Consider the following 26,735-nt stretch of genomic DNA (forward strand, 5'->3'; position numbering starts at 1 on the left):
TTTGTCCTATCACAGCATTCCAAGATGCCGCCGTACGGGCACGAACGCTCGCGCCGCTGTATGTGTGTGCGCTAGTGCGCGCCGGCCAGTATCGCCGCCAGCACCACCAGCGCAAGCGCCAGCCGGTAGAGCACAAAGATCCCCAGCCCGGCGCGCTCGAGGTAGCGCAGCAGCAGGCCAATCGTCAGCGTTCCCGTCAGCGCGGCCACCGCCGTGCCTGCCAGGAATGGCCCGCTGAACGTGCTGGGCCGGTCGATCAGGTAGCGCAGCTTGTAGGCAGCCGCGCCCACAATAATCGGCGTGCCGAGCAAGAACGAAAACCGCGCCGCCGTGGCGCGCTCGATCCCGCGCAGCCGCGCCGCCGCGATCGTGATGCCCGCGCGCGACACGCCCGGAATGATCGCCAGCGCCTGCGCCGCGCCGATCACCAGCGCGTCGGCCACGTCGATGTCGGCCGCCGCGCGCTCGGTGCTGCCCAGCCGATCGGCCACAAACAGCACCACGCCCATCAGCGCCAGCGTTGTGGCGATCAGCAGCGGGCTGCGCAGCAAGCTCTCGGCGTACGAGTCGAGCAGGATGCCGGTGATGCTGCCGGGGATCGCGCCAAGCAGCAGCAGCCAGAACAGCCGCCCGTCGGGCGTGCGCGGGTGCGGCGCGGCCCTGAGCAGCAGCACCCAGTCGCGCCAGAAGTACACCACCACCGCCACCAGCGTCCCAGCGTGCAGCGCGACATCGAATGCCAGCCCTGGGTCGGGCCAGCCAAAGAACCAGGGCGTCAGGATCAGGTGCGCCGACGACGAGATCGGCAGAAATTCGGCCAGGCCCTGCACCATGCCCAGCGTCACCGATACGACATACACAAACGGCAGCCGCCACAGCACTGTTGCGAGCAGCAGCATAGCGCATGCTGTCGCGAGCGGCAAGGCGAACTGCGACAAACCATTCACCGACTCTGGCTCGCTGGCCGTGGGTGGCGCTAAGGGCTGCTGGGTCATGCTGCGAGGCTCCTCTTCTGCTTTTTCCTGATCTACGCTGGCTCGCGTAGCATGGATTGCTGGCTGTGGTTGGCACAGTTCGTGCCTCGCGCTGGCCATAGCTCGTATGCTAGCGAATATCAATTAGGTTTGGATTAAATTCACCGTATGGATGCGTTATAATACCAAATCCGCTTGTGACATACACTTTGGTGGGGTTTGGGGCTTCGCCGCCCTACTTGTATTGTGTTGCACGACGTGGCTTCGCCACGTCGTGCAACACAGTCTATGCGTGATCAAACGAACAGCGTATCACACGAGAAATGCGGTGTCCTCGCGCGTGGGAGGCTTGGAGGGCGCAAGCCTTCCAAAATCACTCTCTGCGCGGGCGAGGGGGATTATTGTTGGCGTGGTGCGGTCGCCGTTGCGACCGCACCACACAGCCAGATGTGTTCACCCTCTCCTCTGTCAGGGGAGGGGGTAGGGGGAGGGGTCGAAAGACGTTGCACGAGCCCTGAAGGAACAGGGCGCGGCCGCACACAAAATCGCAAACTGCGGTATAATATCGGTTGTGATGCGGTGGCGTGCAGGCCCAATCGCCTCGCCGCCCGGCTTCACAGAAACATACGCGCAACCGAAGTCGCTTCGGCCGCGATCAGAGCGAACAACCGCGGCCTAGTGTGCGCAAGCAGCTAGGCCGTTTGTCTTTTGCACCTGGCTATGGCCGTGTGCCAGAGCCGGCGGCTCGATAGGTGGCGTCATGACCAACATTCTGCTGATTGAAGACGACCCGACCCACCGCGATATTATTCGGCGCATTCTCGAGACGCAACACTACGCCGTGCGCGCCGTGGCCGGCGCCGCCGAGGGTATCGCGCTCGCGATCCAGATCCAGCCGCAGGTCATTATTCTCGACGGCGGCCTGCCCGAGATCGACGGCATCGAGGCGACGCGCCGGCTCAAATCGCACCCGCGCACGCGCCACATCCCGATCCTGCTGGTCACAGCCTATACCGACTCGTTCGACCGGTCGGCTGCGCGCGCGGTGGGCTGCGACGATTATGAAGAGAAGCCGATCGAGTTCGCAAGCTTGATCCGTAAGATCAATCAGCTGCGGGCCGGCTCGCTGCCCGGCGCGAATTAGCGTGTGGCAGCTCAGGGGATGGGTGCTGGCGTTCGTGCGCGCTCAGCCTGGCGGCTGCGTCGGAGCTGGAAAAAGCAGAACGCCCGGAGGCCATAGGCACTCCGAGCATCCTAAACAGCCAGTCTGAGCGCTAATCTATGAGAATATCGGCCCGGCAAGCGCGCTCGCCGACACACCTGACCCGTGGCGCACGCCAAAGGCGGCTAGCGCCATTACCAGAATGATCAGGCCGACCACGATCAAGATAATGCGAATTTGCCGAATGTCGTAGTACATTGGAGTCCCACCTTACTCTAGCTATTATTACTACAGCGTCGCGGCTGCTTTTCACCCATGGCAACCTGGCCGCGCAATGGTTGTCGCCGCAGCATATCGTCCCAACATTAAATTGCGATTAAGAAACGCTCTGCATAGCGTGGGGTACCCGGCCACGATGCTTGCCAAGCGCTTGCGGCGCGTGGCGGCGGCCGGGCGGAGATCGCGGGTTGGAACGGGGGCCAGGATGAGCCGCATACTATTGGTTGAGGATGACCCACTGCAGCGCAGCTTGATCGAGCGCGTCCTGCATATGGCCGGCCACACCGTGTGGCTTGCCGGCAACGGCGTCGACGCGATCGCGCTGGCGATGGCGTGCTACCCCGAGCTGATCCTCATGGATGTGCTGCTGCCCGAGATGAACGGCCTCGAGGCGACGCGCCAGCTCAAGGCCAACAGCCTCACGCGCCACATCCCGGTGATCGCGCTCACGGCCTACCAGTTGATCGATTCGCTGATCGCGCAGGCCTACGGCTGCGACGATTTCGCAATCAAGCCGGTGAGTGTCGCCACGCTGCTCGCCAAAGTCGATCGCTTCTGCCGCGCCGACCGCGCCGCCGAGTGTAGCGCGCGCAGCTGATCCGTGCGCCGCGAACAGGCCGAAATTTCAAGTGCGGCGCCCGGCGAAGATCGGCGCCGCACGCGAAACACGAGCTATCACACCGAATGGCACATCACGCGCCGAGCGGCGCCAGCGCCTCCTGCATCATCGCCAGCGCCCCGGCGATGCGGCCAGGCTTCATCTTCTGCCAGCTGCGCAGCACGCGCCGCAGCAAGCTGATGCCGCGGTACACCTCGACGCGCGCCATCAGCCGGCTCGCGTCGCCCTCCGAGTAGCCCGCCGTCGCCAGGTATGTATTCACAAACCGCGCGGTCAGATCCGCGAAGATCGCGCGCGTCTCTTCGGCCGTCCGCTTGGATTTCTGCCCGCCGACGGTCAGGTATGTCAGGAACTGGGCAATGTCGAGCGCCGGCTCGGCCTGGCACACCGAGTCGAAATCGATCAGCCCGCAGGCGTGCCCGTCGAACAGCACCTGCCCGGCCGTAAAGTCGCCGTGGTTGAAGCACAGCGCGAGCGCCTGGCTCTGCGCCTCGGCTGCCACCAGCCGGTCGTACCACGGCGCGAGCAGCGCGCCTAGCTCGGGCGAGATCCGCTGCACCTGCGCGTGCGCCGCGCTCAGCCGGCCAAGCTCGTCGGCCGGCGTGCGGGCCGGGCCAAGCGCGACGCCCGAGGTATGCAGCGCCGCCGCGATGCGCGCGCACGCCTCGACTGCCTCCTCAAGCGATGGCACATCGCTCGGCGCGGGCTTATCGCGTAGCCGGGCCTTCAGCAGATCGCCAATGATATCTTTTCCCGGCAGCGTCTCGAGCAGCGAAAGCTTCAGGTCGGGCAGCCAGTCGAGCACGCGCGGCGCGCCAAACCGCGCGCCGGTGGCGCCGTGCTGGCCCAGCTCGCGGAGTGCCGCGCTCACGTCGCCGGCCAGCGCGCCGCTGCCATCGCCCGTCAGTTTGCCATACACGATCGTATCGGCCGCGCCGTCGAGGCCCAGGTAGTAGCGCAGCGTGGCCCGGCGCTGGCGCCCGTAGTCCACCAGCTCGGCGCGGCAGCTCACAATCTGCGCGCCGGCAGGCGCGATTGCGCCTAGGTACGGCGCGAGCCGCGCGCGCATGAGTGCGCCGTCGTTGGCATCGATCAGCTCGGGCACGTCGGCGTCGATCGGGTAGGCGAACACTACCATGGCGGGGCTGTCGCGCAGCGCGATCGGCCGGGCGAACGGCGTGTTGCCGGCACGCGCCGCCAGCGGCTCCAGCCGCTCGTGAAAGAACGCGGCCGCGCGCTCGGCGTCGCCAAACACATACCCGCTCACCAGCAGCGGCTCGCTGGGCGCGCCGGCGCCGCCGAGTGTCAGCAGGTAGCGCACCACGCAGCCCTCGCCGGGCAAATACGTGGCCTGCTCAACCTCGCAATTGTCGATCGGATGGTACGCATGTTGCTGATCGAACAGTGCAACTTGCAACCAGTCGCGCATGTGCTGTTCGTTGAACGCATCGGCAATTCCAGGCAGCTCGCGCTGCAGCACCGGGCTTGCCACCGGATCGATCGCGGAATCTGCATGGGTCGACAAAGCTGCGCCGTGGACGGCGGTAGCCATGGCTGTTCCTTTTCACGACGGGATCGGGCTGCGGAACGATCCGGCGATCTTTTGTTTAATTGTGCGGGCAGACTGGGCACGTTCGAGTGTAGCATACCTTATTGCCTTGCGCAACGGCCTGCTATTGCTGCTCAGGGCTCGTGCAAGGTCTTTCGACCCTCCTCGTGTGGGCGTCGCCGCCGCGACCGCACCACACGGCCAACAATAATCCCCCTCTCCCGCATGCGGGAGAAGGGGTGAGGGTCGACGCTGCATGAGCCTTGCTGTTCGCGGCGCGACATGAATACTAGCCGTATCCGTATAGCCGCCAAATTCGTTTCTTCAAATACCACCGCAGGGCCCGGCGTAGCGCCCGTGCACGCCGAGCCCGGATGCGACCAATCGGGCCGAACCGACGGAGGTGCACATGTTGACCGATGGTATGCTGAACCCCTGGAAGGCAATCGCAAGCCTGCTGCCCGTATTGTATGGGATGCTGTTGTTTATGAAGATGCCGACGGCGGGCTTATGGCTAACAGCGCTTGTGGTGGTGGTGCTAGCGGTGCTGTGGTTTGTTGCGAAGCAGGGCTACTCGCTCTGGGCGCTGTTGCCGGCGCTGGCCGGTGGCTTTCTGCTGACGGCATGCACTGGCGCGCTGGCTCAGGGCACCGCGCCAAACAGCGTAGTGCCGTTCAGCGGCGAGCCGTTTGAGCTGTGGCTGGGCTGCGTGCTTGGGCTGGGGTATATCGGCTGGGGCGTCTACGAGGCGCGCCAGACTCTGGTGGTGTAAGCACTGGCCTACGCTGCCCAATGCAAACAGGCTCTGAGAAAACCCTTCAGCACGCCGTGCGGCCCGGCTGCGCGGCGTGCTGAAAACCTGCAATACCAAACACGCCGGGTATGAGTGCATACCCACGCGATCCGCCGCGAGCATTGAGCCTGCGTACAGCGCTCGGTGCTCGCGCGCCTGTCTCTGTGCCTATGTGGCGCACATGGCGCAGCTTTGCCTGCGGCAGCGCTGTGACTTTTCAGGCCGCGCCGCGTCTTCTTCCACTACCGATATACGTTGCACTCAAGCGTGGGGGGCAGTGACGCTCCGGAGGAGGTACCATGGCGCGCATTCTGATCGTTGAGGACGAGGCGCTGAACCGCGATATGATCGCGCGGCGGCTTGGCTGGGAAGGCTTCGCGGTGATCCTCGCCAGCGACGGCCAGCAAGCCCTTAGCCTGGCCCTGGCCGAGCAGCCCGATCTTATCTTGATGGATCTGGGGCTGCCGCTGATCAATGGATGGGAGGCGACGCGCCAGCTGAAGGCCATGCCCGCCACGCGCAGCATCCCGATCATCGCGCTCTCGGCCTATGTGCTTTCGAACGACCGTATGCGCGCGCTCGACGCCGGCTGCGACGAGTACGAAACCAAGCCGATCGAGTTTGGCCGGCTGCTGCGCAAGATGCGCCTGCTGCTCCCGCTCGATCGCGAGGTGAATGGCAAGCAGGCATGAAATAGTTTACACTCCGCCGTACGTCGCCCCGGCGCCGGCTCGCCGCATGTGCCGCGCGCAATGGCAGCCTGGCGCTGCGCCAGGCGCTTCCTGGTGCCGGTACGCGCCCACGCGCCTCAGGGCAGCCACCAGCGCTGGCCCGCCGCCCGCCACAGTGGTTGCATGGCGCTTTTTTCCGTGTTACAATCGCCGCCACGTGCCACGCCGCACAATCTTGTGTGCCGCATCCCCTTGCAACGCCTTGACGCTTGCGATATAATACCCGCATAGCTTTACACATTATAGGGCGCTATTCTGCCTTCGGAACGAACCTACACCGTTCAACTCGTAAAAGATTACACTTGAAGCCGTCGCGCTGACTCAGCAGCGGGAGGATCGACATGGCAAGCATGAGCCTGCAATCAGCCTACGATCAAGCTCGGCAGTCGCTCGAAAGCAACGATCTCGATCGGGCGATTGGTTTGGCGCAGCATATTCTCGACACCTACCCCGACAACCTCGAGGCTTACCGGATTCTTGGGGAAACGCACCTCGCCAATCGCCAGCTCGACCGCGCACAGGAGTCGTTCGAGCGCGTGCTCCGCTCCGATCCCGAGAACATCCCCGCGCACGTTGGCCTCGGTATTACCTCCGAGCGCCAGAATCATCTCGATCGCGCGATCGCCGAGTTTGAGCTGGCGCTTGAGATCAAGCCGGACATGACCGAGATCCGCAGCCAGCTGCTGCGCCTGTATACCGAAGGCTGGGGCAGCGAAAATGCCCAGCTGCGCCTGAGCCGCGCCGGCTTGGCGCGCTTGTACGCCAAGGGCCATATGCTGCCCCAGGCGATCAGCGAGTTTCGCCAGGTGATCGCCGAGCAGCCCCAGCGCTTCGATGCGAAGGTCGCGCTGGCCGAGACACTGTGGCGCGATGGCCAGGAAGAAGAGGCGATCGATCAGTGCCGCGAGATCCTCGCCGAGCGCCCTGAGTCGCTCAAGGCGAACTTGCTGCTCGGCTATCTGCTGATGTCGTCGGGCCGCCCCGAGGGCGAGCGCTTCTGGGAGGCCGCCAGCCGGATGGATCCCTACCAGAGCGTCGCGCGGATGCTGTTCGACCCGCTGCCCGACCACGCGCCGGCCGAGCCAATGCTCGATGAGTGGGACGAGGCCGCCTGGCGCCGCCGCCGTGCCGCCGAAGAGCACGAAACTCTCGCCGCGACCCGCCCCATGGAGGCGGTGACGCCGGTCGGCACTCCCACCGAGGCTGGCCCGGTGTTCGCGTCGTCGTGGCTCGATCAGGAGCCAACCGCGCCGGCCTTCCCGGCACCCCCGGCACAGCCCTCGACGAGCATGGATATGGACGATTTTCTGGCGAGCTTGCTCTCGCTCGATCGCCCGGCCCCCGCCGAGGCCTCGCCCGCCCCTGAGCCTGCGCCTGCGCCACCCGCGCCCGCCGCCGAGCCGGATATGACGCCATTCTCGCTGGCGGATCTCGGGCTGTCGGACGACGAGCTTGCCGGCTTGAACAATCTCGATGCCTCGCCCGCCTCTGAGCCTGCGCCTGCGCCACCCGCGCCCGCCGCCGAGCCGGATATGACGCCATTCTCGCTGGCCGATCTCGGGCTGTCGGACGACGAGATCGCCGGCTTGAACAACCTCGATGCTGCGCCCGCCGCCGAGGCCGCGCCCGCGCCACCCGCGCCCGCCGCTGAGCCGGATATGACGCCGTTCTCGCTGGCCGATCTCGGGCTGTCGGACGACGAGATCGCCGGCTTGAACAATCTCGATGCCTCGCCCGCCGCCGAGGCCGCGCCCGCGCCACCTGCGCCCGCCGCTGAGCCGGATATGACGCCGTTCTCGCTGGCGGATCTCGGGCTGTCGGACGACGAGATCGCCGGCTTGAACAATCTCGATGCCTCGCCCGCCGCCGAGGCCGCGCCCGCGCCACCTGCGCCCGCCGCTGAGCCGGATATGACGCCGTTCTCGCTGGCGGATCTCGGGCTGTCGGACGACGAGATCGCCGGCTTGAACAATCTCGATGCCTCGCCCGCCGCCGAGGCCGCGCCTGCGCCACCTGCGCCCGCCGCCGAGCCGGATATGACGCCATTCTCGCTGGCGGATCTCGGGCTGTCGGACGACGAGATCGCTGGCTTGAACAATCTAGACGCCGCGTCGGGGAGGCCCGCCGCGCCCACGCCGCCCGAAACGCCGGCCGACGAGCTGCCGCTCGACCTGCAGCCATTCTCGATCGATGAGATCGACTTTGGCGGCGAGGCCCGCGCCGACGACTTCGGCGGCCTGCCGTCCGCGCTTCAGCCATTCTCGCTCGAAGACACGCCGCCGCCCGCAGCACCACCCGCAGCCGCCGACGATGCCGCGCTCGACGAGACAGGCGGCGAGCCGCGCGGCTTTAGCTGGCAGCAGGCCGCGCAGAAGCCCGAACCGGGCTTTATCAGGCCGATGGCCGAAGAGCCGCCCGGCGCCGATGTCTCGATCTTCTCGAAGCTGAAACAGCAGCACGAAAACATCGAGCCGCCGCCACCGCCGCCGCTGCCCGACGTGTCGATTACGCCCGATGAGCATCTGGGCCTGTTCTCGCTCGACGATGTGTCGCTGCGCGACGACGCCGATACCGCATCGCCCCAGGCGCCTGCGCATGCGGCGCCCGCACCCGATATCGACAATTTGCAGGACGCGCTGGCCAGCGGCCAGGTGCAGCCGTTCTCGCTGGCCGACCTGGGCCTCTCCGACGAAGAAATTGCGGCGATGGGCATGGGCGAAACATTCGCCGAAGCGTCTGAGGCACCCGCCGAAGCGCCCGAGGCGCCCGGCGCCGCGCCCGAGATCGACAACCTGCAGGACGCGCTGGCCAGCGGCCAGGTGCAACCGTTCTCGTTTGCCGACCTGGGCCTCTCCGACGAAGAGATTGCGGCGATGGGCATGGGCAAAACACCCGCCGAAGCGCCCGAGGCGCCCGGCGCCGCGCCCGAGATCGACAACCTGCAGGACGCGCTGGCAGCTGGCCAGGTGCAGCCGTTCTCGCTGGCCGACCTGGGCCTCTCCGACGAAGAGATTGCGGCGATGGGCATGGGCGACACGCCCGCCGAAACCGCCGAGGAGCCCGACGCTGCCCCCGCCGAAGACTTCTCCGTCGAGCCGCTTGCCGAAGCCGGCGCGCTCCCCGGCGTCGAAGACGACGAGTCGCTGATTGTCAGCGATCTCAAGCCGTTCTCGCTGGCCGACCTGGGCCTCTCCGACGAGGAGATCAGCGCGCTTGGCCTGAGCGCCGGCGATGTCGATGGCGAGGCCGGGCTGGGCCTGACTGAAGAAGAGCTTGAAGGGCTCGACGGCGGCGATCTGAACTGGTCGCGCTCGGCGCCGAGTCAGCCGCCGGCCGCAGGCGATCCGGGCGACGCCATGGTCACCAGCGGCGACCTGGTGCTCGACCGGCTGATTGCGCTGGGGCGCCAGCAGGGCTATATCGATATCGCCGATATTATCGCCAATGTCGAAGATCCCGAGGCCGAGGCCGAGCGGATCGAGGAGATCGGCCAGCGCCTGCACGAGGCGCACATCGAGATCCGCGACGGCGACGAGGTCATCGATATGGACGCCGAGTACGCCGAGGCCGACGACGATCTGCCGCCGCCCGAAGCGCCGGCTCCGCCCGCCGAGCCGCGCACGCCATTCCCGCGCGACCTCGATCTGCTGCCCGACACCGACGCCGAGCCGGCCGCCGAGCCGGCTGCTATGGCGCCGTTCTCGCTGGCCGACCTGGGGCTTTCCGATGAAGAGATCAGCGCGCTGGGGCTCAGCGAGAGCACGCCCACGCCGCCCGCTTCCGAGCCAGCGCCGGCCGCCGATGAGCCAAACCTGACGCCGTTCTCGCTCAACGAGCTTGGGCTCTCCGAAGAGGAGATCGCCTCGCTCGGTCTGGGCGAAGCCCCAGCCGCGCCACCGGCCGAGGCTGCGAGTGTGCCGCCTACCGAGCCGCCGTACAGCGCGGCGCCGGAAGCCACACCAGTGGCAGAAGCCCCGAGCGCGCCAGAAGCTGTGCCGGAAACCGCGCCAGTGGCAGAAGCGCCGAGCGCACCAGAAGCTGTGCCGGCAGCAGAAGCGCCGAGCGCGCCGGAAGCCGTGCCGGCAGCAGAAGTGCCGAGCGCGCCAGAGCCGGCCGCGCCGGCCCGGCCGCCGCGCATGGCCGATGCCGCACAGATCACATCAACCGGCAACGACATCATCGACGCATTTTTGCGCCAGCTCGAGAGCGAGCCCGACAACGATGTGCTGCGCCTCTCGGTGGCGCGCGTCGTCGGCCAGATCGGCATGCCCGACGTTGCACTCAAGCAGTATCGCCACCTGGTCAAGCACAACCGTATGCTCGATCAGGTCAGCAGCGAGCTGCAAGACATGATCGCCTACAGCGACGATGCCCGCCTGCTGCCTGGTCTGCACCGCGTGCTCGGCGATGTCTACGCGAAGCAGGGCCGGCTGCGCGAGGCGATCGATGAATATAGCTGGACACTTGGCGGGCCTCGCGGCACGCGTTAACTCGTCAACCCACCAAAGGAAAGGCTACTATCATGAGGCGGATCGTCGAAGACCTCATTCGAGTCGAAGGCGTGATTGGCAGCCTGCTTGTCGGCAAAGACGGCCTGGTGGTCGCCAGCACCCTGATGGATGAGGAAGATGCCGAAATCCTCGGAGCCATGTCGGCTGCCGTCTTTGGCGAGATCGATAAAGCCACCAAGCGAATTGGTGTCGGCATGCTGATGGATACAATCATCGATGCTGAGCAAGGCTCGATTCTGATGCTTGAGTCGAAAGAGCTGATACTGGTGGTGATTACGCAGCGGATGGTTAATCTGGGCCTGGTAAAAATGGAGATGCGCCGTGCCGCCAAGCGTATTGGCGAAGCGGTACCGATCTAGCTTGCCCCAGGCGTAGCGCGCGATCGTCAGTGCCCGGCTTCGTGGTGCGATGCCGGGCATTGGCCTGCTAAACACGCTGAAGCCGCCTGTCCTGTGGTAGGATATGCCATGTCGAACGTTCAGAAAGGAGCTTCGTTACAAACGTATGGAACGATCGCTGATTATTTTGAAGCCCGATGCCGTGCAGCGCGGGCTGATTGGCCCGATACTGACGCGCCTTGAGCAGCGCGGCCTGAAGCTGGCCGGCCTGAAGCTGATGCGCATCGACGACGCGCTGGCGCGCCGCCACTACGCCGTGCACGAAGGCAAGCCGTTCTTCGCCGGCCTGGTCGAGTACATCACGTCTGGCCCGGTGGTTGTCGCGGTTGTTACCGGCAAAAATGTCATCGCGACGGTGCGCAACACAGTTGGCGCCACCAATCCGTCGGCGGCGGCACCCGGCACTATTCGCGGCGATTACGCCGTGGAGATTGGCCGCAACCTGATCCACGCCTCGGACTCGCCTGAGAATGGCGAAAAGGAAGTCGCGCTGTTCTTTGGTGCGAACGAGCTTGTCGAGCTCGAGCGCAGCACCGATCGCTGGATCTACGAGTAATCGCCGCCTGTGCCACAACGCCCCTGGCCGCGAGCGGCCAGGGGCGTTGCTGTTGGTCTGGTTGCGAGCGCGGGCTAGCGGCGTGGCCGCGAGGCCGAAGGCAACCCGCTGCTCGGCTGCTGGCCAATCGGCGCCGCCGGGGTTGGGCTGGGCGGCAGCGGCGTATCGGTATTCGCCAGCGGAGCAGCCACCGGCGTGTCGGTCGGCGGCACGTCGGTGGGCACGGGCGTGTCGGTCGGCGGCACGTCGGTGGGCACGGGCGTGTCGGTCGGCGGCGCGTCGGTGGGCACGGGCGTGTCGGTCGGCGGCGCGTCGGTGAGCACGGGCGTGTCGGTCGGCGGCACGCGTGTTGGTCGCGTTGTCGGCGGCACCGTGGGCGGCGGCGGCTCGGTTGGCACCTCGGTCACCGGCACAGCTGTTGCCGTCGGAACCGGCGTGTTTGTCGGCGCGCTGGTTGGCACCGGTGTGTTGACCGGAGTATCAGATGGCGCCGGGCTCGCTTCCACCGTCGGCGGAATTGCGGTGGCTGGGTCGGCGGTGGCCGTATTGGTTGGTGCGGCGGTAGCCGGCAGCGCCGTCGCCGTGTCGCCCGGCAGCGGCGTCGCCGTGTTTGTCGGCGCCAGCGGGCTGGTTGGCGCGCCCGCATCGGTTGGCGCGCCCGTCGCGCCGGAGCTTGGGTTCACCACGGCCGGCTGATTGGTCGGGCGCGCGCGGCCGCCGCCATTCGACTGGTTGCCCTGCGCTGGTTCGCTGGTGCTGCCGGGCGCGGGCGTTGTCCCGTCCGGCGTTGGCGTTACCTCGGGAAGCGCCGCAATCTGCTGCTTGAGCGTGCTGGCCTGCTGCTCGGCCGACGCAAGCGACGCCGCGCTATTCGGCAGCGTTGTCTTCGCCGCCTGGATCGCGCGCTGTGCCTGCTGCACCAGCGTGTCGGCCTCGTTGCGCAGGCTGGCGCGCGGCGCTTGCTGGTTCGCGTCGATGGCATCCTCGACGTTCGCGAGCATGCTATTGAGCGTCTCGGCGATCAGCGTCGCGTCGACCGTCTGGCCGTTTGCCACAAGGTTATTGAATTCGTCGAGCCGGCGGTTGGCATACTCGACCAGCAGCTGGCTGCGCTCGGCCGGGTCGGCCACGAGCGCCAGCGAAATATTTTCCTTGGCGCGCTTCCAGGGGTAGAGTGTATCGCCCGGCAGGCTCTGCGCCGATACCGAGTCGACCGCGCCCATCATCAGGCCTACCACCACCACCGCAACGGCGGCGCGCTGCGCGGTGAGTCGGCGCGCGGCGGAGCGCTGGCGTGCGAGCGCCTGGCGCGGCGCCAGCTGCTCGGCGATCGTCATAAACTCGCGCCGGCCGGTTGGCAGCCATGCCACCAGCTCGGGCGGCAGAGGCACCGTCGTATCGGTATACAGCCGCGTGCCAAGCCGCAGCAGCGGATCGATCGCCGCCGCCTGCTCGGGGTAATCGGCCAGGCAGGCCTCGATCGATTCGCCGCGGCGCGCCCGCGCGATCGTCAGGTCGAGAACATCATCGAAATAGTGCTGTGCCTGCGCGGTCGCTCGTGCGCGCTGGCGGGTTGTCTGCGGAGGCTTCGCATATTTTGGGGCCATATGGGCGGCAATGGCGGCAAAATCGTGGGCGCCAGTCGCAAGCCAATCTTCCATCTCCGCCGGCAGCGGGATGGTCGCCTGGGCGTTGAGCAGATCGCCGGCGCGCAGCAGTGGTTCGAGCGCAGCCGCATGCTCGGGGTAGCTGACGAGGCAATCCTCGACGCTTGCGCCCGAGTGGAGCTGCGCGAGAGCCTGATCGAGAACATCAGGCAGGCTCTCGGGTAAGCTGCGTTCCTTCATCTGCATATGCAGAGTATCCTAGCCTAGTGGCGATCCGTGCTATTCAGATCGTCGATGCCAACCGTTCGCGAACGGAACGGCTCGTCCCAGCCACTCCACGATTCGCCGCCAACCTCGCGCGTGGCGAGCAGATCCTGGTTTTCGCGGGCCATCAGCTGCTGGAGCGACTGCAGCGCGCGGTGCTGCAAGGCTTTGACGGCCCCCTCGGTGCGCCCGATTGCTACCGCGATCTCGTTGTTGGTCATGTCGGCGAAGAACTTCAGCGTCAGCACCTGCTGCTGATCCTGCGTCAACTGACTGATCGCCTGCTGCAATGCCACGCGGTCGTAGATCGAGAGAACCTCGTCTTGCCCGCGCGGGTCGACCAGCTCGATGTTTTCGTCCAAGGGCGTCGATATGGCGCGCTTGCGGCGGGCTTGGCCAATCAAGACGTTGTTGGCGATGGTGTAGAGCCAGCCGAGGAACGATTTCTCGCCACGGTACTCAAACCCGCCAATACCCTTGATCACCCGGACGAACACCTCTTGCGTGAGATCCTGGGCGCCTTCCTGGTCGCGCACACGTACATACAGGTATCGTAGTATCAGCCCGGCGTATTTGGCATACAGATCGCCGAATGCGCCGGCGTCGCCCCGCTGTGCCTGTGCGATGATTTTTGGTAACTCCAGCTCCGATTCACTGACCATATCGTTCTCGGCGCCTGTGTGCGTGGCTGGCAGCGATGACGCCGTGCGCTGATAGGTCTTACCAATACCAACGCGACGACTCGTCCAGAAGTTACGCTCACAAAACGACTAAAGATAAAACTTCGTTAAGCTGCTGTTTGTATGCTTGTACCATTATAGCTGAACGAGGCCGAAACCGTAAGGGCAGCGCCGGTTAAGATTATGTTACATAGACCTGATGATTTACTCATAGCCGTAGCAGCTCTGCCGCACGGCCGGGAAATAATTTGGTATACACTAGAACGATCTGCGCGGCGGTTTTCGCACAGTTGCGCGATTGAGAGTGGCGCGCTATACTGCGTTTCGCTGCATACGACAGGCGCCAGGCGCTTGCCAGAGGATACCAGATGAAGATTGCGATTATCGGTTTGCCCAATAGCGGCAAAACCACTGTGTTCAATGCGCTGACGCGCGGTACCGCCGAAACCACCGCCTACGCCTCGGGGCAGCTTGAGCCGAACGTGGCGACGGTGAAGGTGCCCGATCCACGGCTGGCGGTGCTGGCGCGCATGTTCAACCCCAAGAAGACCACTCCCGCCGACGTTCAGTTTGTCGACGTGGGCGGCATCAGCAGCGGCGCGGGCCAAGGCGGCGGCCTGCCGCCGGCGCTGCTGAACTACATCGGCGGGGCCGACGCGCTGCTGCACGTAGCGCGCGCCTTTGAAGACGACGACGTGGCGCACCCCGAGGGATCGGTGAACCTGGCCCGCGACGTCGAGTCGGTCGACCTCGAGCTGGCGTTTTCCGACATGGCGATCATCGAGCGGCGGCTGGCCAAGCTGAACGCCGAGATCGGCAAGATGTCGAGCAAGGATCGCGAGCAGCGCATCGTCGAGCGCGACCTACTGGTGAAGCTTCAGGGCGAGCTCGAGAGCGGGCGGCTGGTGCGCGATGTCGAGCTGAACGACGACGAGGCCCGGCTGCTGCGCGGCTACCAATTCCTTACGGCCAAGCCGCTGCTGCTGGTGCTGAACATCGGCGAGGCGCAGATCAAAAGCCCGCCGGACTTCGCCTATGCGCACCGCCAGAGCGACGTGGTGGCGCTGGCCGGCAAGATCGAGGCCGAGCTTGCCCAGCTCGACGACGACGACGCGCAGGTGTTCATGGACGACCTGGGGATCAGCGAGGCCGCGCGCGACCGCGTGATCGCCTCGTCGTACAACCTGCTCGGGCTGATGAGCTTTCTCACGGCCGGCCCCGACGAGGTGCGCGCGTGGACGATCCGCCGCGCCACGCCGGCCACCGAAGCTGCCGGGGCGATCCACTCCGATATCCAGCGCGGCTTTATTCGTGCCGAAGTGGTGGCCTACGACGACCTCATCCGCGCCGGCGGGATGGTCGAGGCCAAGAAACAGGGCACCGTGCGCATGGAAGGCAAAACCTACATCGTCAAAGACGGCGATGTGTGCCATTTCCTGTTTAATGTCTAGCCCAGTGAGCAGCAGGCAGCCGGCTGCCAGAAGACCTGCGCGCCGCCGACTGCCTGCTGCTCACTGCTTACTGCTATGCTTCGCTACCCACGCAACCTGCGCGGCATCGAGCTTCAGCTGCTGATCACCGTGCTGCTGTTCTTCGCCGCCGGCTACACCCTGGTGGTCAGCGTCACGCGCACCCAGGAGTTCGTGCCGACCGTGCGCGGCGTGGTCGACATCCTGTGGCCATCGGTGCTGCCGTTCCTGCTGTTCCTGGGCGTCTCGGTGGGCATGAGCCTGCGCAACCCCGACGCCGACCAGCTGCTGCTGCCGCTGGTGGCGCTGCTGGCGGGCATGGGCCTGCTGATGACCGCGCGGCTCGAGCCTAGCCTGGGCGCCGACTACGCCGGCGTCGACGCGAAGCAGTCGCTGTGGGTGACGATCGGCGTGGTGCTGCTGAGCGGCATCCTGTTCGTCCCGTGGGACACGCTGTTTCGCCGCTCGCTGCGCACCTCGCTGATGGACTGGCTCGACCACCACCGCTACGCCTGGCTGACGATCGGCGTCGGCCTGATTGTCGCCACGTTTGTGTTTGGCTCCGACCCGAACAACAGCGGCGTGCGCGCCTGGTTCAACCTGGGCCTGTTCTACTTTCAGCCTTCCGAGCTGCTGAAAATCATCCTGGTGATCTTTCTGGCATCGTACCTGAACGAGCACCGCGAGGTGGTGGCGCAGGGCTACCAGCTTGGCCCGCTGACGCTGCCGCCGCTGCCGTACCTGCTGCCGCTGGTGGGCATGTGGGGCATGGCCATGGGCTTGATCGTGTTCCAGCGCGACCTGGGGGCGGCGCTGCTGCTGTTTAGCGTGTTTTTGGCGATGCTCTACGTAGCCACCAGCAATGGCTGGTATGTGCTGGCCGGCCTTAGCGCCTTCGCGGTCGGCTCGTATGTGCTGTTCAACGTCGTGACGATCGTCAAGACGCGCGTGAACATCTGGCTCGACCCATGGGCCACCGCGCAGGGCACCGGCTACCAGATCGTGCAGGCGATCTACGCGCTGGCATCGGGCGGCGTGTTTGGCGCGGGGCTGGGCCGCGGCTTCCCCACCGTGGTGCCGGCCGCGCACACCGACTTCATCTTCACGGCGATCGGCGAAGAGATGGGCCTGGCCGGCACGATCGCGCTGCTGATAGCCTACCTGCTGGTGATCTTCCGCGGCTTTCACATCGCGCTGCGCGTGCCCAACCGCTTTCGCGGCTTCGAGCAGCTGATGGCGGTTGGGCTGACGACGATATTGGCAGTGCAGACGTTTATCATCGTTGGCGGTAACCTGCGGCTCATCCCGCTCACGGGCATCACGCTGCCGTTTATATCGTATGGCGGCTCGTCGATCCTGATGAACTTTCTGATCATCGGCCTGCTGCTGCGGATCTCGGCCGGGCCCGAGCGCTAGCGCCAGCGATTCGGGCCAAGGGCGTATCTCTCTGCTACTGGCGAGCGTTTTCTTGTCAGAAGGGTTCAACCCCGATCTCGGCTAACTCGTCGGCGAACCGCTCGATATCGCGGGTCGACCGTAGCGCCTCGATGCGACTTAACAGGCTGGCCCGATTGGCGTCGCCCGTCATCACTGCGCGCTCGAGATACTGCCGCAGGTACTGGCGCATCAGCGCGAGCTCGGCGGGGGCCAGCGCTTCGCCATTGAAATAGCGCTCGACCGCAGCCGCAAGCCGGCCAGTCTGCTCGGCCATCCAGTAGTGCGGCGGCTGGTCTACCGGGAAGGGGTAGGGGTAATCGGGGTTAAAAGTGTAGATCAGATCGCCGATCTGCTCGGGCTCGTGGCTCATGGGCATCTTCCGATCGTTGCGCGGCGTCGCGGGGCGGCCCGCACTCGCCGCGTATAGCGTGTGGCTGCGCACATTCGCGCGGCCACGATAATACCATAATCGCGCGTACCAAAGATTGCCAGATAGCTCGCTTTGGAGTATCATACGTATCCATCGTGTAAAAGAATTGAGCCCGCGGGCCGGCCGCGCCGGCAGGTTGTTTGAAATTGACGTCCGCAATGTTACGCAAGGAGGTGTGCCGCGAGAAGCTTGGGCGGCGGTAGAGCAAAGTGTTAAAAAAGGCGGCCGCGCGCAGCGATTAAAGCTTTGCCTGCGCATTGCGGCAAAAAAATATTGGCATGTTGCGCGTGGTGGAGCAAGAAAGTATGACAACTAATGGAAGTTCCGTTCGTGAAGGATATCGTTGGATTCGGGCCGATTTACATATTCACACACCTGCTTCGGAAGATTACGCAGAGCCGAATGTTACCTACCTCGAGATACTGCAAGAAGCCGAGCGTCGTGAGCTTGAAATCATCGCCTTTACCGATCATAACACGGTGCATGGCTACGAGCAGATGCGCCAGGAGATCGACTTCCTGCAGACGCTGGAGCGCGCCCAGCGCCTGACAGAAGAAGAGCAGCGGCGGATCGACGAATACCGCCGGCTGCTGGCGAAGATCACCGTGCTGCCGGGCTTTGAGTTTACCTCGCATTTTGGCGCGCACATCCTGGCGCTATTCGCGCCCGACCGGCCGATCAGCCTGATCGAGGCGACGCTGCTGCAGCTTGGCGTGCAGCCCGACCTGCTCAAGCGCGGGGCTTGCTCGGTGCCCGATACGCGGCATGTCACCGATGCCTACGATATCATCGGGCGCGCCGGCGGCCTGGTGATCGCGGCGCACGCCAACGGCCCCAACGGCGTGATTACCGAGACGCTGCGCATGGGCACTAGCGGCCAGGCGCGGATTGCCGCAACGCAGCACCCGCTGCTCCACGCGCTTGAGTTTGTGAACTTCTACACCGACCACGAGAAATTCACCTCGCCCGGCTTCTACAACGGCAAAACCGAGCACTACGAGCGGCGCATGTTCTGCATCCAGGGCTCCGACGCCCACCGCCTGCGCCGCACTGCGGCCGGCGATGGCAATGCCTGGCATCGCCACGGCATCGGCGACCGGTATGTCGAGCTGCAGCTGCCCGATCATTCCTTCGCCGCGTTCAAGGCGCTGCTGGCCTCGCAAGACTTCGACCGCGTACGCGTGCCCAAGCGCGACCAGAAGCAGTGGGAGGTCGATACGCTGCGCGCCGGCCAGCCCAGCGAGCGGCAGGTGCTGCGCAGCGGCGCGCCGGCGTCGATCGAGAGCGCCTGGCGCGATATCGCGGCGCTGGCGAATATGGGCGGCGGCGTGGTGATCGTCGGCATCGACGGCAGCGGCAGCGGCGTGGCCGGCGTGCCGCGCCCGGCCGAGGCGAGCGAGCAGCTGCGCCGCCAGGTCAGCGAGCAGATCGCGCCTCAGCCGTACCTGACCATGGAGCTCATGCACTACGAGGGCCACGACCTGATCCGGATCGAGGTGCGCGCCCCCGAGCATCCGCCGTATATCGGCGCCGACGGTGTGATCTATGTGCGGCGCAATAGCGAGACGGTACCAGCCGATCGCGGCGAGGTGATCCAGCTCTGCCGGCGCGCGATCGCCGAGGGCGCTTCGTCGCCGCTCGACAACGGCCAGGAGCTTGAGCTGCCGCGCAGCGGCGTCGAGATCGTCAGCGCGCAGAAGCGCGCCGGCGTGTGGCAGTACGAGGTGCGCGACCTGCGCACCACCGCTGGCGTCACGCGCGACCGGGCACAGGGCTTGTGGTCGTACGCGATCAGCCGCTACGAAGACTTGCGCGACGGCCGGATCGACATCCAGAGCCAGGTGAAGTGGCGTGGCCGGCTTGGCCTGTGGCGCGCGTACCGGCAGGGTAACCGCACCAAGTACGATCTGGTGCACCGCGACGCCAACGGCGTAATCGGCCACGTGTTCTTCGGCGTGTCCGACTGGGGGCTGGGCGAGGGCTGGCAGGCGCTGCTGGGCGAGCGCGAGGGCGAGACGATCGAGCAGGAGCCGCGCGCGTTTCGCGAGGACGAGCCGCAGTTCACCCCCGAGAGCCTGAATGGCGAGCTGCCCTCGCCCGATGGCGAGACGCCGTGGGGCGAGCGGCGCTATCGCTGGCGCGGGCGCGGCGGGCTGTGGCACATCCGCGCCGACGAGCTCAACGCGCCGCGCTTCGATCTGGCGATGAAAGATAAAGAGGGTGTGACGATCCAGGAGTTCCCGGCGGTGCCGCGCGAGAAGCTGACCGAAGCCTGGCTCAACCTTATTCGCGTCGGGCGGCCGCGCACCGGCATCGAGGTGGTGAGCATGGCCAGCGACGACGAGAGCGAGATCCGCTTCGTGTTCCGCAACCTGCGCACCGGCGAGGTCAGCAATGCGCCCTGGCGCCTGCAAGATATCGAAGAGGGCACGGTGCGCCAGTACGCCGCGCGCATGGCTCTGCAGGACCTGCCGCTCGACGAAAGCAAGGTGCGCTGGTGGGGCAACGTGGGCTATATGCGCCCGATGCGCAGCCAGGTCGATCTGATCTACCGCGACGAAGACGGGGTCGATCACATCTATTACGCGGCGCGGCGCGACGAGCTTTCGGGTGAGTGGCGCGAGCTGCTAAGCGAGTACGGCGAGATCTGAGCGTCCTGTGGTGGAGAAATTGAGCCTAGTCGCCCGCTCTTCATTTCTCCACGCTGGATGCTTTGTGCTATAGCGCCTGTGTATAGCTGTGTACGGCGCGCGGCTCGTGGCGCTGCATCAGCGATTGCACGCGCTCTTCGTCGCTGCGATCGTCGGCCTTCACCGCAACCACAATGCCTCCCGCCCGCACCGCCTGCTCGTACTCTTTGGCGCGCTCGGTTGGGATGCCCAGCCCCGTGAACGAGCCCACCAGGCCGCCCAGCGCCGCCCCGCCCAGCGCTCCGAGCACCGCCGCCAGCGGGCCGGCCGCCAGCAGCGGGCCGATCCCGGGGATCGCCAGCGCCGCAACTCCAGCGATTCCGCCAATCACCGCCCCAGCCGAAACCCCGGCCGCTATGCCCGTATCGGCTTTGGTATCGCCTGTGGCCACCTCGGGCGCGCTGCCAGGCTGCTGCATCACCAGCGAAACATCCTTGGTTGGGTAGCCAGCTGCCTCGAGCTCGTGCACTGCCGCCTGGGCCTGCTCGAGCTGCTCGAATACGCCTATCACGATGCGCGAGCGCAGGTTCGGGAGCATGCCCTGCGGCCCGCTGCCAGGGTCGTCGGTTTTCAGTACCCGGTCGCTAGTTTCGTAGCGGTTCTCGCCCTCGGCGCGTGGCGTGCGCTTGTCTTGTTCTGTCATGGTAGCGCCTGTCCCCTTTCTGGTCATCTGCGTATGGCGCTATGCCGAGCAAGAGCTGTGCCGTCCAGGCGCGTGGTGTCAGCCTGCGGCCGCGATGATCAGAATGCCGCCGAAGATCAGCAGCGCGCCGGCCAGCCGCGCCGTGCCTAGCGGCTCGCCCAGCCAGCGCCAGCCGATCAGCGCTGCGAATATCACGCTGACTTCGCGAATCGCGCCGGCATAGCTGACGTGGCTTTGGCTATAGGCGAGCAGCACCAGCGCGTATGTCAGCAGGATGAGCGCGCCAACCAGCACGATGCGCGGCCAGTTGGCCTGCCATTCGCGCCGCAGCACTGCGCGCGGGTAGCGCCGTAGCACGATCGGTGTGAGCGCGATTGTGGCGACGATAAACTCGGCCACGGTGTACGGCAGCGGCGCGGCGATCCGCACGCCCGCGCCGTCGACCGCCGAGTAGATCGAGATGCACAGCGCCACGCCCAGCGCAGCCAGCATCGCCGCGCCGCTCAGGCGCGCGCCGCGCGGCCTGGCCATGCGCCCGAGCATGCCGCCCACGCTCAGCAGCCCCAGCAGCAGCACCGCCACGCCAAGCAGGCCATATGCGCTGGGGCGCTCGCCCAGAAACACCACGGCCCAGAGCAGCAGCAGGGCTGGCGCCGCGCCGCGCGCCAGCGGGTATACCAGCGAGAAGTCGCCTAGCTGATACGCTCGTGTCAGCGCCACCGAGTAGCCGGCCTGCGCCAGGCCGCTGACGAGTATGTAGGGCCAGGCCGCGCGCGGCAGCGCTGGCGAGAAGAGCAAGACCGGCGCGTAGCCGACCGAGCTGACCACCCACGCCCACCACATGAACGCATCTTTCTCGGCCGCGCGCTTGACCAGCACGTTCCAGCTAGCGTGCAGCAGCGCGGCCACCAGCAGCAGCAACAGGGCAACAGCCGGCATTGGTGTGTTCCTCTCGTCATTTGGTACTGTACTTTGTTTCTCGTGATATTGGGCTACCAGCCCAAGCTTAGGACCTTTGTACTAATATCGGGCGGGCCACCACGCGGGTATATACAGTGCCTGCTGGCGAATCGTCGCCCGGCACAATTATAAGGAGCAACGCACCCATGCAACTCACTCAACGCCTCCTTGTCACCCTTGGCGTCGTCGCGCTGCTGCTGCTCAGCATCAGCGCCGTTGCGGCGCAAGGTAGCGCCGCCCCGCAGCTCGCCGATACGCACGCCACCCCGCGCCCGAACGAGCCGCCGCGCCTGGCCTGGACGCCTGGCCGTTTCACCCAGGCGCTGGCGCCAGGGCAAAGCGTACAGCTTACCGCCAGTTTTGTCAGCAACGTCGCGCTTAGCGATGTGGTTGTACGCGTAAGTGGCGATGTTGCCAAGATTACCACGCCCAGCAGCACTCAATTCGCGAATATTGCGGCCGGCGTGCCGACCACGCTGGTCTTTACGATCAGCATGCCTGCCAGCCGCGCGCAAGCCCAGGCCGGGGTTGTGCAGGTGCTGTCCAGGCAGCGCGTGCTGGGCGAGCCGCTGCAGCTGATCGTGAGCGTGCGCAAAGATACCGATCGCACGCCGGCGCCTACGCCAACCCGCAAGCCCGAACCGACGCGCAAGCCGACCGCCACGCGCAGGCCCGAGCCGACGCGCAAGCCGACCGCCACGCGCAGGCCCGAGCCGACGCGCAAGCCCACATCGCCAGCATACCCAGCGCCACTGCCGCACTAACCCTCAGCTCTGCACCCTCGACGGCCACGCTTCTGGCATTTCTGCTGGAAGCGTGGTTTTGTGTTGGGGCAGCTGTTATGATTGACGCCGGTGGCGCAGGTTGTTATACTCATCGAGAAATAGCTATGCCTCGCCCGTTTAACAGTTGATGTTACATAAACCTCTCGACGATACTCGATCTCGCCGCACGTGCCAGCCACGTACGCCTGCCGGCGCCGAGCTCACATTTCACGCAACCCGACGTACGTGGTGAGGGGCGGCCCGGCTTCCTCATCCAGCGAACTTTCCCGTTGTTATTGGCCGCTGAATGGCCGCCAGCGTAGCCCACGTCGCATACGCGCTCAGCGCACGGCGATGGCGCGCAGCCGGCAGGTATGTGGCTGTGCGGCAGCGTATTTTGCGCTCGATTGTGCCCAGCCCTCGCCCGAACCAGTGCCATCTTGGCAGCTTGCTTACCCCACCGACTGCCTAAAGCGCGGGGTGCGGCATAGATTGTGCCGGCACAACATTCGACGATAGGGAGAACAGGCCATGCGATCTCAGCTCACGCGCCTGGTGCTACGAACCTGCCTGGTCTACAGCTTGGTCGCGGCTATATGGATCCTGCTCTCCGACAGAATGCTTCGCGTTGTTGTCGCGGATCCCGATACGATCGTGCAGCTGCAAACCTACAAAGGATGGATGTTTGTCGCGGTCACGACCCTGCTTCTGTATGGCATACTGCGGCGCGAGCTGCGGCGCTGGGAGCAAGAGGCCAGCGAGCGCCAGCGCGCCGAGGACGAGATCCGCCAGCTGAACGCCGAGCTCGAGCTGCGTGTCGCCGCTCGCACGGCCGAGCTGACAGAGGCTAACGCCGGCTTGCAAGCCCAGATCGCCGAGCGGATGGAGCTTGAGCGGCAGCTTCAAGAGCATGCGAAGCGCACGAGTGCACTGGCCGAGCTATCGCAATCGCTCGCTGGGATTGGCCGCGACCTGCAGCCGCTCTGCAATACGATCGTGACGCATATCGCGTCGCAGCTGGGCGACGCCTGCGTGCTGACGCTGTGCTCGGCCGATGGCCGGCGGCTCGAAATCGTTGCAATCAGCCATTCCAACCCGGCTCGCGCTGGCTTTTTGCGCGAGCTGCTTGCGTCCGTCGAATACTCGGTCGACGACGGCTTGGCCGGACGGGTCGCGCGCACGGGCGAGGTGCTGCTTCTGCCGAGCCTGGAGGCCGAGCATATGCGCGGCGAAATCCACTCGGCCTACCACGAATACGTCAACCGCTTCGGCGTGGCCAGCCTGCTGATCGTGCCGCTGCTGGCGCACGGCCAGATCCTGGGCACCCTTGGCGTGTCGCGCGATCAGCCAGGCCGGCCGTACACCACGGCCGACCAGAGCTTTCTGCGGGATCTGGCCAGCCGTGCGGGCCTGGCGATCGAGAATGCGCGCCTGTTCGTCGTGGCCGAAGAGGCGCGTGCCGAGGCCGAGCGGGCCAGCCACGCCAAGAGCGCGTTCCTCGCCAGTGTATCGCACGAGCTGCGCACGCCTATGAATGCGATCATTGGCTTCACCGGAACCTTGCTGATGAAATTGCCCGGCCCGCTCACCGACCACCAGGAGAAACAGCTGACCACAGTGCAGCGTAGCGCCCAGCACCTGCTGGCGCTGATCAACAATATCCTCGACCTTGCCAAGATCGAAGCCGGGAAGCTCGAAGTTAGCATCGCGCCAGTTGTGTGCCAGGAAGTGATCGACGAGGTGGCTACCAGCCTCAGCCCGCTCGCCGAGCGCAAAGCGCTGCAGCTGCGGGTCGAGTGCCCAGCCGAGCCGGTCGTCATACCGAGCGACCGGCGCATGCTCAACCACATCCTGGTTAATCTGGTGAATAATGCCATCAAGTTTACCGATCGCGGCTTTGTTGCGATCGAGCTGGAGCGAGTGGCGGCGGTGGATGGCTGGCGCACCGAGATTCGCGTGGCCGACAGCGGCCTGGGTATCAGCGCGGCGGATCAGGCGCGGCTGTTCCAGGCATTCGAGCGAGTTGGCGCCGCCGACGCACGCCAGCGCGAGGGCACCGGACTGGGGCTGCGGCTTTCGCAGCAGCTGGCGCAGCTGCTCGGCGCGCAGATTGCGGTGCGAAGCCAGTATGGCAGCGGCAGCGTATTTACCCTGCTGCTGCCCGATGTGCGCGCCGAGCCGCGGCCTGCCGGGTACTCGGGCGCGCCGTAGAACCAAATTCGGCTGCTCACTTGGTTTTGTGTGTCGATCGCAATTCGCTTGATGACGTACACTTTGGTGGGGGTTTGGGGGCGGCTTCGCCGCCCCGCTTCTTATTGTGTTGCACTACGTGGCCAAGCCACGTAGTGCAACACACTCTATAAGTGATCAAACGGAGTTGGTATGAGACGCCAGAACCACACGCTCCGCCCGTTTGTCGCCAGTTTGTCGCCACTGATCTGCTATGGTGTTCGGGTCAGTTGATCGAACCTACAAGAGGAGGCTCCCATGATTCTCGTTCGGATCATCTTTCAGGTTCGCCAGGGTCACATCCGCCAGGCGGTTGACGGGATGAAACAGGCCACCGCCCACGCCCCCAACCGGCCGCGCATCCTGACCGACCTCAGCGGCCCGATGAACACCATGGTCATGGAGACGCGCTTTGAGAGCCTGGCCGCCGCCGAGCAGTGGCGCAACGCGCTCTTCGCCAGCCAGGAGTTCAAAGACAACGCGGATGTCGGTAACGACTGGATCGTCGGCGGCGCGAACGAGTTCTACACGATCGAGCAGGAGTGAGGTTGAATATCGCTAGCAGCCGTAGCAGTTCACTCGATTCTGGACAACAAATACCGGCTGTACGACTGATGATCTCTTTCCCCGATGGCCTATGCTGAGTTGGTGTAATTCGCTCGGCTGATCTGGTGTCTTCCCACGAGGACACACGGCAGCACAGAAAGGAGGTGTACCGATGACAAACATTCGAGTACCAATCACCTATCTCGTGCTGTATCGTGACGTTTCTCGTATCAGGGAGAGTATCTATGAATCTGCCGGACTACGAATACAATGGCTTGATCGCCCAGGCCTGGGATGTGCTGCGCGGTGACACCTCCACATGGCCAGACCGTTTCTTCTACCTCGAGCTCATTCAGCGATTTGGCCAGCCGGTTCTTGACGTCGGCTATGGCAGAGCTGGTTGGGCCGCACGGACGCATCGCTGCCTTCGACCTTGCGCCCGAAAACATTGCACAGGTCTCAGCGCTGGCGCATGAGTTCGTTACGCCCATCGCAACCCAGATCGGGAGTCTCACGAATCTGCCGTATGCCGACCATTCGTTTGACGCGATTTGGAACGCCAACGTCACCCAGTATTTGACGAATGACGAATTGATCCAGGCGCTCAATGAGTTCGTCCGCGTCTTGAAGCCAGGAGGACTGGTTGCCATCAAGGAATCCGATATGACCGCCCTTCAATTCTACCCGCTCGACCCATTTGTCTACTGGCGTTTTATCGAGAAGTGGGTCGGGTATCAGCCGGGCTTCCAGCGAGTCGTCAATCTGCCGCGGTGGCTCACAAACGCCGGGCTGGTCGATGTCACCCAGGCGACTTTTTTGGAGGAGATCCGCGCGCCCTTGGTTGCGGAGGTCCACGACTTTGTGGCAGAAAGCTTGCGCTTCTTTGCCGGCGAGGCCGGGAAGTTAGCGTTGTCCGAGGCCGACATGGCGCAGTGGCGCCGCTGTGCTGCGCCCGATGCGCCTGACAATCCGGTTAATCATCCCGACTTTTACTTCCGCGACGGCATGACGCTGGTGATTGGCACGAAGGCAGCTGCGCGCTAATGGCATCCTGAGCCTGTCGCCGCTCTCGCCTGGTCAGCTTCGGCGACCAGGTGACCGTATGCCGACAATCAATCCGTATGAGCTATGAGTGGCACTGCGCATGGAGCAGGCCTGTTGCTATGCTGTCGCCACCCCGCTGCGATGCTCCCGGCACCGGCGCGGTCGCTCTTGGAGCGTCGAAAGGCCAATCATGCTGCACTGGTCTGCCCCACGTGGGCGGCCGGCCCGGCCGAACCTGCTGAGACCGCACCGGTTCACAGCGATATTCCCACCTTGATCTTGAATGGCGGCGATTTCGACTCGGCGACCCCGCCGACCTACGCCCGGCTAGCTGCGAGCACGCTGCCGAACAGCCATAGACTGCTGCCTGATTTCTGTGCTATCATACCGACTATCCAAT

Annotated in this window: 22 protein-coding genes and 1 pseudogene; 15 read left to right on the forward strand and 8 right to left on the reverse strand. The window is 65.2% G+C overall.

All coding sequences use genetic code 11. The features are described from left to right. Nucleotides 1–71: 71 nt before the first annotated feature. Complete coding sequence (locus tag U0177_RS17795) at nt 72–995, reverse strand: undecaprenyl-diphosphate phosphatase (protein WP_409572001.1); 924 nt, start codon at nt 993–995, stop codon at nt 72–74. 739 nt (nt 996–1,734) lie between these two features. Between U0177_RS17795 and U0177_RS17800 the strand changes: the two genes are divergently transcribed. Further along, nucleotides 1,735–2,118, forward strand: coding sequence for a response regulator (locus U0177_RS17800; protein WP_409572002.1), 384 nt, complete (start codon nt 1,735–1,737; stop codon nt 2,116–2,118). A 135-nt stretch (nt 2,119–2,253) separates the two neighbouring features. Here the strand turns inward: U0177_RS17800 and U0177_RS17805 are convergent, their stop codons facing one another. Beyond that, on the reverse strand, nt 2,254–2,394 hold the full coding sequence (locus tag U0177_RS17805) for a hypothetical protein (protein WP_409572003.1): 141 nt from the start codon (nt 2,392–2,394) through the stop codon (nt 2,254–2,256). Nucleotides 2,395–2,620: 226 nt separating this feature from the next. Between U0177_RS17805 and U0177_RS17810 the strand changes: the two genes are divergently transcribed. Further along, the gene (locus U0177_RS17810; protein ID WP_409572004.1) at nt 2,621–3,013 is read left to right on the forward strand and encodes a response regulator; all 393 of its coding nucleotides are present in this window, start codon (nt 2,621–2,623) and stop codon (nt 3,011–3,013) included. A gap of 94 nt (nt 3,014–3,107) precedes the next feature. On the opposite strand, the gene U0177_RS17815 is transcribed toward U0177_RS17810, so the two are convergent. Beyond that, on the reverse strand, nt 3,108–4,586 hold the full coding sequence (locus U0177_RS17815; protein WP_409572005.1) for a phosphotransferase family protein: 1,479 nt from the start codon (nt 4,584–4,586) through the stop codon (nt 3,108–3,110). A gap of 406 nt (nt 4,587–4,992) precedes the next feature. Here U0177_RS17815 and U0177_RS17820 point away from each other — a divergent pair, with 406 nt between their 5' ends. The 5 genes from U0177_RS17820 to ndk all read left to right on the forward strand — a co-directional run bounded on the left by U0177_RS17820 (nt 4,993) and on the right by ndk (nt 11,572). After that, a complete protein-coding gene (locus U0177_RS17820) occupies nt 4,993–5,355 on the forward strand; it encodes a hypothetical protein (RefSeq protein WP_409572006.1) in 363 nt (120 codons plus the stop codon). A 320-nt stretch (nt 5,356–5,675) separates the two neighbouring features. Next, the gene (locus U0177_RS17825) at nt 5,676–6,068 is read left to right on the forward strand and encodes a response regulator (RefSeq protein WP_409572007.1); all 393 of its coding nucleotides are present in this window, start codon (nt 5,676–5,678) and stop codon (nt 6,066–6,068) included. Nucleotides 6,069–6,457: 389 nt separating this feature from the next. Beyond that, nucleotides 6,458–10,597, forward strand: a complete 4,140-nt coding sequence (locus U0177_RS17830; RefSeq protein WP_409572008.1) for a tetratricopeptide repeat protein — start codon at nt 6,458–6,460, stop codon at nt 10,595–10,597. A gap of 32 nt (nt 10,598–10,629) precedes the next feature. Further along, on the forward strand, nt 10,630–10,977 hold the full coding sequence (locus tag U0177_RS17835) for a roadblock/LC7 domain-containing protein (protein ID WP_409572009.1): 348 nt from the start codon (nt 10,630–10,632) through the stop codon (nt 10,975–10,977). A gap of 145 nt (nt 10,978–11,122) precedes the next feature. Then, entirely contained in the window at nt 11,123–11,572 is a 450-nt protein-coding gene (ndk, locus tag U0177_RS17840; protein WP_409572010.1) for a nucleoside-diphosphate kinase, read from the forward strand. A 74-nt stretch (nt 11,573–11,646) separates the two neighbouring features. Here ndk and U0177_RS17845 read toward each other — a convergent pair whose 3' ends face one another. Both U0177_RS17845 and U0177_RS17850 read right to left on the reverse strand, forming a co-directional pair. Continuing rightward, nucleotides 11,647–13,425, reverse strand: a complete 1,779-nt coding sequence (locus U0177_RS17845) for a DUF5667 domain-containing protein (protein WP_409572011.1) — start codon at nt 13,423–13,425, stop codon at nt 11,647–11,649. Nucleotides 13,426–13,442: 17 nt separating this feature from the next. Then, nucleotides 13,443–14,105: an RNA polymerase sigma factor gene (locus U0177_RS17850; protein ID WP_409572012.1), complete on the reverse strand. Its 663-nt coding sequence runs from the start codon at nt 14,103–14,105 to the stop codon at nt 13,443–13,445. A 386-nt stretch (nt 14,106–14,491) separates the two neighbouring features. Here U0177_RS17850 and ychF point away from each other — a divergent pair, with 386 nt between their 5' ends. Then, on the forward strand, nt 14,492–15,574 hold the full coding sequence (gene ychF, locus U0177_RS17855) for a redox-regulated ATPase YchF (protein WP_409572013.1): 1,083 nt from the start codon (nt 14,492–14,494) through the stop codon (nt 15,572–15,574). A gap of 75 nt (nt 15,575–15,649) precedes the next feature. Beyond that, nucleotides 15,650–17,008 (forward strand): FtsW/RodA/SpoVE family cell cycle protein, encoded by a 1,359-nt coding sequence (locus U0177_RS17860; RefSeq protein ID WP_409572014.1) that lies wholly within the window; start codon nt 15,650–15,652, stop codon nt 17,006–17,008. A gap of 55 nt (nt 17,009–17,063) precedes the next feature. Here U0177_RS17860 and U0177_RS17865 read toward each other — a convergent pair whose 3' ends face one another. Further along, on the reverse strand, nt 17,064–17,399 hold the full coding sequence (locus tag U0177_RS17865) for a hypothetical protein (RefSeq protein WP_409572015.1): 336 nt from the start codon (nt 17,397–17,399) through the stop codon (nt 17,064–17,066). A 365-nt stretch (nt 17,400–17,764) separates the two neighbouring features. Here U0177_RS17865 and U0177_RS17870 point away from each other — a divergent pair, with 365 nt between their 5' ends. Then, a complete protein-coding gene (locus tag U0177_RS17870) occupies nt 17,765–20,110 on the forward strand; it encodes an RNA-binding domain-containing protein (protein ID WP_409572016.1) in 2,346 nt (781 codons plus the stop codon). A 67-nt stretch (nt 20,111–20,177) separates the two neighbouring features. Here the strand turns inward: U0177_RS17870 and U0177_RS17875 are convergent, their stop codons facing one another. Then, the gene (locus U0177_RS17875; protein WP_409572017.1) at nt 20,178–20,792 is read right to left on the reverse strand and encodes a general stress protein; all 615 of its coding nucleotides are present in this window, start codon (nt 20,790–20,792) and stop codon (nt 20,178–20,180) included. Between the two features lie 78 nt (nt 20,793–20,870). Further along, on the reverse strand, nt 20,871–21,731 hold the full coding sequence (locus U0177_RS17880; RefSeq protein WP_409572018.1) for an EamA family transporter: 861 nt from the start codon (nt 21,729–21,731) through the stop codon (nt 20,871–20,873). Nucleotides 21,732–21,898: 167 nt separating this feature from the next. Between U0177_RS17880 and U0177_RS17885 the strand changes: the two genes are divergently transcribed. From U0177_RS17885 to U0177_RS17905, 5 genes and pseudogenes are all read left to right on the forward strand, one after another. After that, complete coding sequence (locus tag U0177_RS17885; protein ID WP_409572019.1) at nt 21,899–22,516, forward strand: hypothetical protein; 618 nt, start codon at nt 21,899–21,901, stop codon at nt 22,514–22,516. Nucleotides 22,517–23,047: 531 nt separating this feature from the next. Then, nucleotides 23,048–24,727: an ATP-binding protein gene (locus tag U0177_RS17890; RefSeq protein WP_409572020.1), complete on the forward strand. Its 1,680-nt coding sequence runs from the start codon at nt 23,048–23,050 to the stop codon at nt 24,725–24,727. A 276-nt stretch (nt 24,728–25,003) separates the two neighbouring features. After that, the gene (locus U0177_RS17895; protein ID WP_409572021.1) at nt 25,004–25,291 is read left to right on the forward strand and encodes a hypothetical protein; all 288 of its coding nucleotides are present in this window, start codon (nt 25,004–25,006) and stop codon (nt 25,289–25,291) included. A gap of 387 nt (nt 25,292–25,678) precedes the next feature. Further along, entirely contained in the window at nt 25,679–26,335 is a 657-nt protein-coding gene (locus U0177_RS17900; protein ID WP_409572022.1) for a class I SAM-dependent methyltransferase, read from the forward strand. Nucleotides 26,336–26,476: 141 nt separating this feature from the next. After that, nucleotides 26,477–26,686, forward strand: a pseudogene (locus tag U0177_RS17905) (alpha/beta hydrolase); the annotation flags it as partial. Nucleotides 26,687–26,735 lie beyond the last annotated feature (49 nt).

Origin of the sequence: Kouleothrix sp. (genome assembly GCF_046328425.1) — a bacterium.
In the GTDB taxonomy this organism is placed as follows: domain Bacteria; phylum Chloroflexota; class Chloroflexia; order Chloroflexales; family Roseiflexaceae; genus Kouleothrix.

Bases quoted from the DNA above. Each gene is read 5' to 3' on its own strand.
- U0177_RS17795 (WP_409572001.1), bottom strand. From the start codon at position 995: ATGACCCAGCAGCCCTTAGCGCCACCCACGGCCAGCGAGCCAGAGTCG.
- U0177_RS17800 (WP_409572002.1), top strand. From the start codon at position 1,735: ATGACCAACATTCTGCTGATTGAAGACGACCCGACCCACCGCGATATT.
- U0177_RS17805 (WP_409572003.1), bottom strand. From the start codon at position 2,394: ATGTACTACGACATTCGGCAAATTCGCATTATCTTGATCGTGGTCGGC.
- U0177_RS17810 (WP_409572004.1), top strand. From the start codon at position 2,621: ATGAGCCGCATACTATTGGTTGAGGATGACCCACTGCAGCGCAGCTTG.
- U0177_RS17815 (WP_409572005.1), bottom strand. From the start codon at position 4,586: ATGGCTACCGCCGTCCACGGCGCAGCTTTGTCGACCCATGCAGATTCC.
- U0177_RS17820 (WP_409572006.1), top strand. From the start codon at position 4,993: ATGTTGACCGATGGTATGCTGAACCCCTGGAAGGCAATCGCAAGCCTG.
- U0177_RS17825 (WP_409572007.1), top strand. From the start codon at position 5,676: ATGGCGCGCATTCTGATCGTTGAGGACGAGGCGCTGAACCGCGATATG.
- U0177_RS17830 (WP_409572008.1), top strand. From the start codon at position 6,458: ATGAGCCTGCAATCAGCCTACGATCAAGCTCGGCAGTCGCTCGAAAGC.
- U0177_RS17835 (WP_409572009.1), top strand. From the start codon at position 10,630: ATGAGGCGGATCGTCGAAGACCTCATTCGAGTCGAAGGCGTGATTGGC.
- ndk (WP_409572010.1), top strand. From the start codon at position 11,123: ATGGAACGATCGCTGATTATTTTGAAGCCCGATGCCGTGCAGCGCGGG.
- U0177_RS17845 (WP_409572011.1), bottom strand. From the start codon at position 13,425: ATGCAGATGAAGGAACGCAGCTTACCCGAGAGCCTGCCTGATGTTCTC.
- U0177_RS17850 (WP_409572012.1), bottom strand. From the start codon at position 14,105: ATGGTCAGTGAATCGGAGCTGGAGTTACCAAAAATCATCGCACAGGCA.
- ychF (WP_409572013.1), top strand. From the start codon at position 14,492: ATGAAGATTGCGATTATCGGTTTGCCCAATAGCGGCAAAACCACTGTG.
- U0177_RS17860 (WP_409572014.1), top strand. From the start codon at position 15,650: ATGCTTCGCTACCCACGCAACCTGCGCGGCATCGAGCTTCAGCTGCTG.
- U0177_RS17865 (WP_409572015.1), bottom strand. From the start codon at position 17,399: ATGAGCCACGAGCCCGAGCAGATCGGCGATCTGATCTACACTTTTAAC.
- U0177_RS17870 (WP_409572016.1), top strand. From the start codon at position 17,765: ATGACAACTAATGGAAGTTCCGTTCGTGAAGGATATCGTTGGATTCGG.
- U0177_RS17875 (WP_409572017.1), bottom strand. From the start codon at position 20,792: ATGACAGAACAAGACAAGCGCACGCCACGCGCCGAGGGCGAGAACCGC.
- U0177_RS17880 (WP_409572018.1), bottom strand. From the start codon at position 21,731: ATGCCGGCTGTTGCCCTGTTGCTGCTGCTGGTGGCCGCGCTGCTGCAC.
- U0177_RS17885 (WP_409572019.1), top strand. From the start codon at position 21,899: ATGCAACTCACTCAACGCCTCCTTGTCACCCTTGGCGTCGTCGCGCTG.
- U0177_RS17890 (WP_409572020.1), top strand. From the start codon at position 23,048: ATGCGATCTCAGCTCACGCGCCTGGTGCTACGAACCTGCCTGGTCTAC.
- U0177_RS17895 (WP_409572021.1), top strand. From the start codon at position 25,004: ATGATTCTCGTTCGGATCATCTTTCAGGTTCGCCAGGGTCACATCCGC.
- U0177_RS17900 (WP_409572022.1), top strand. From the start codon at position 25,679: ATGGCAGAGCTGGTTGGGCCGCACGGACGCATCGCTGCCTTCGACCTT.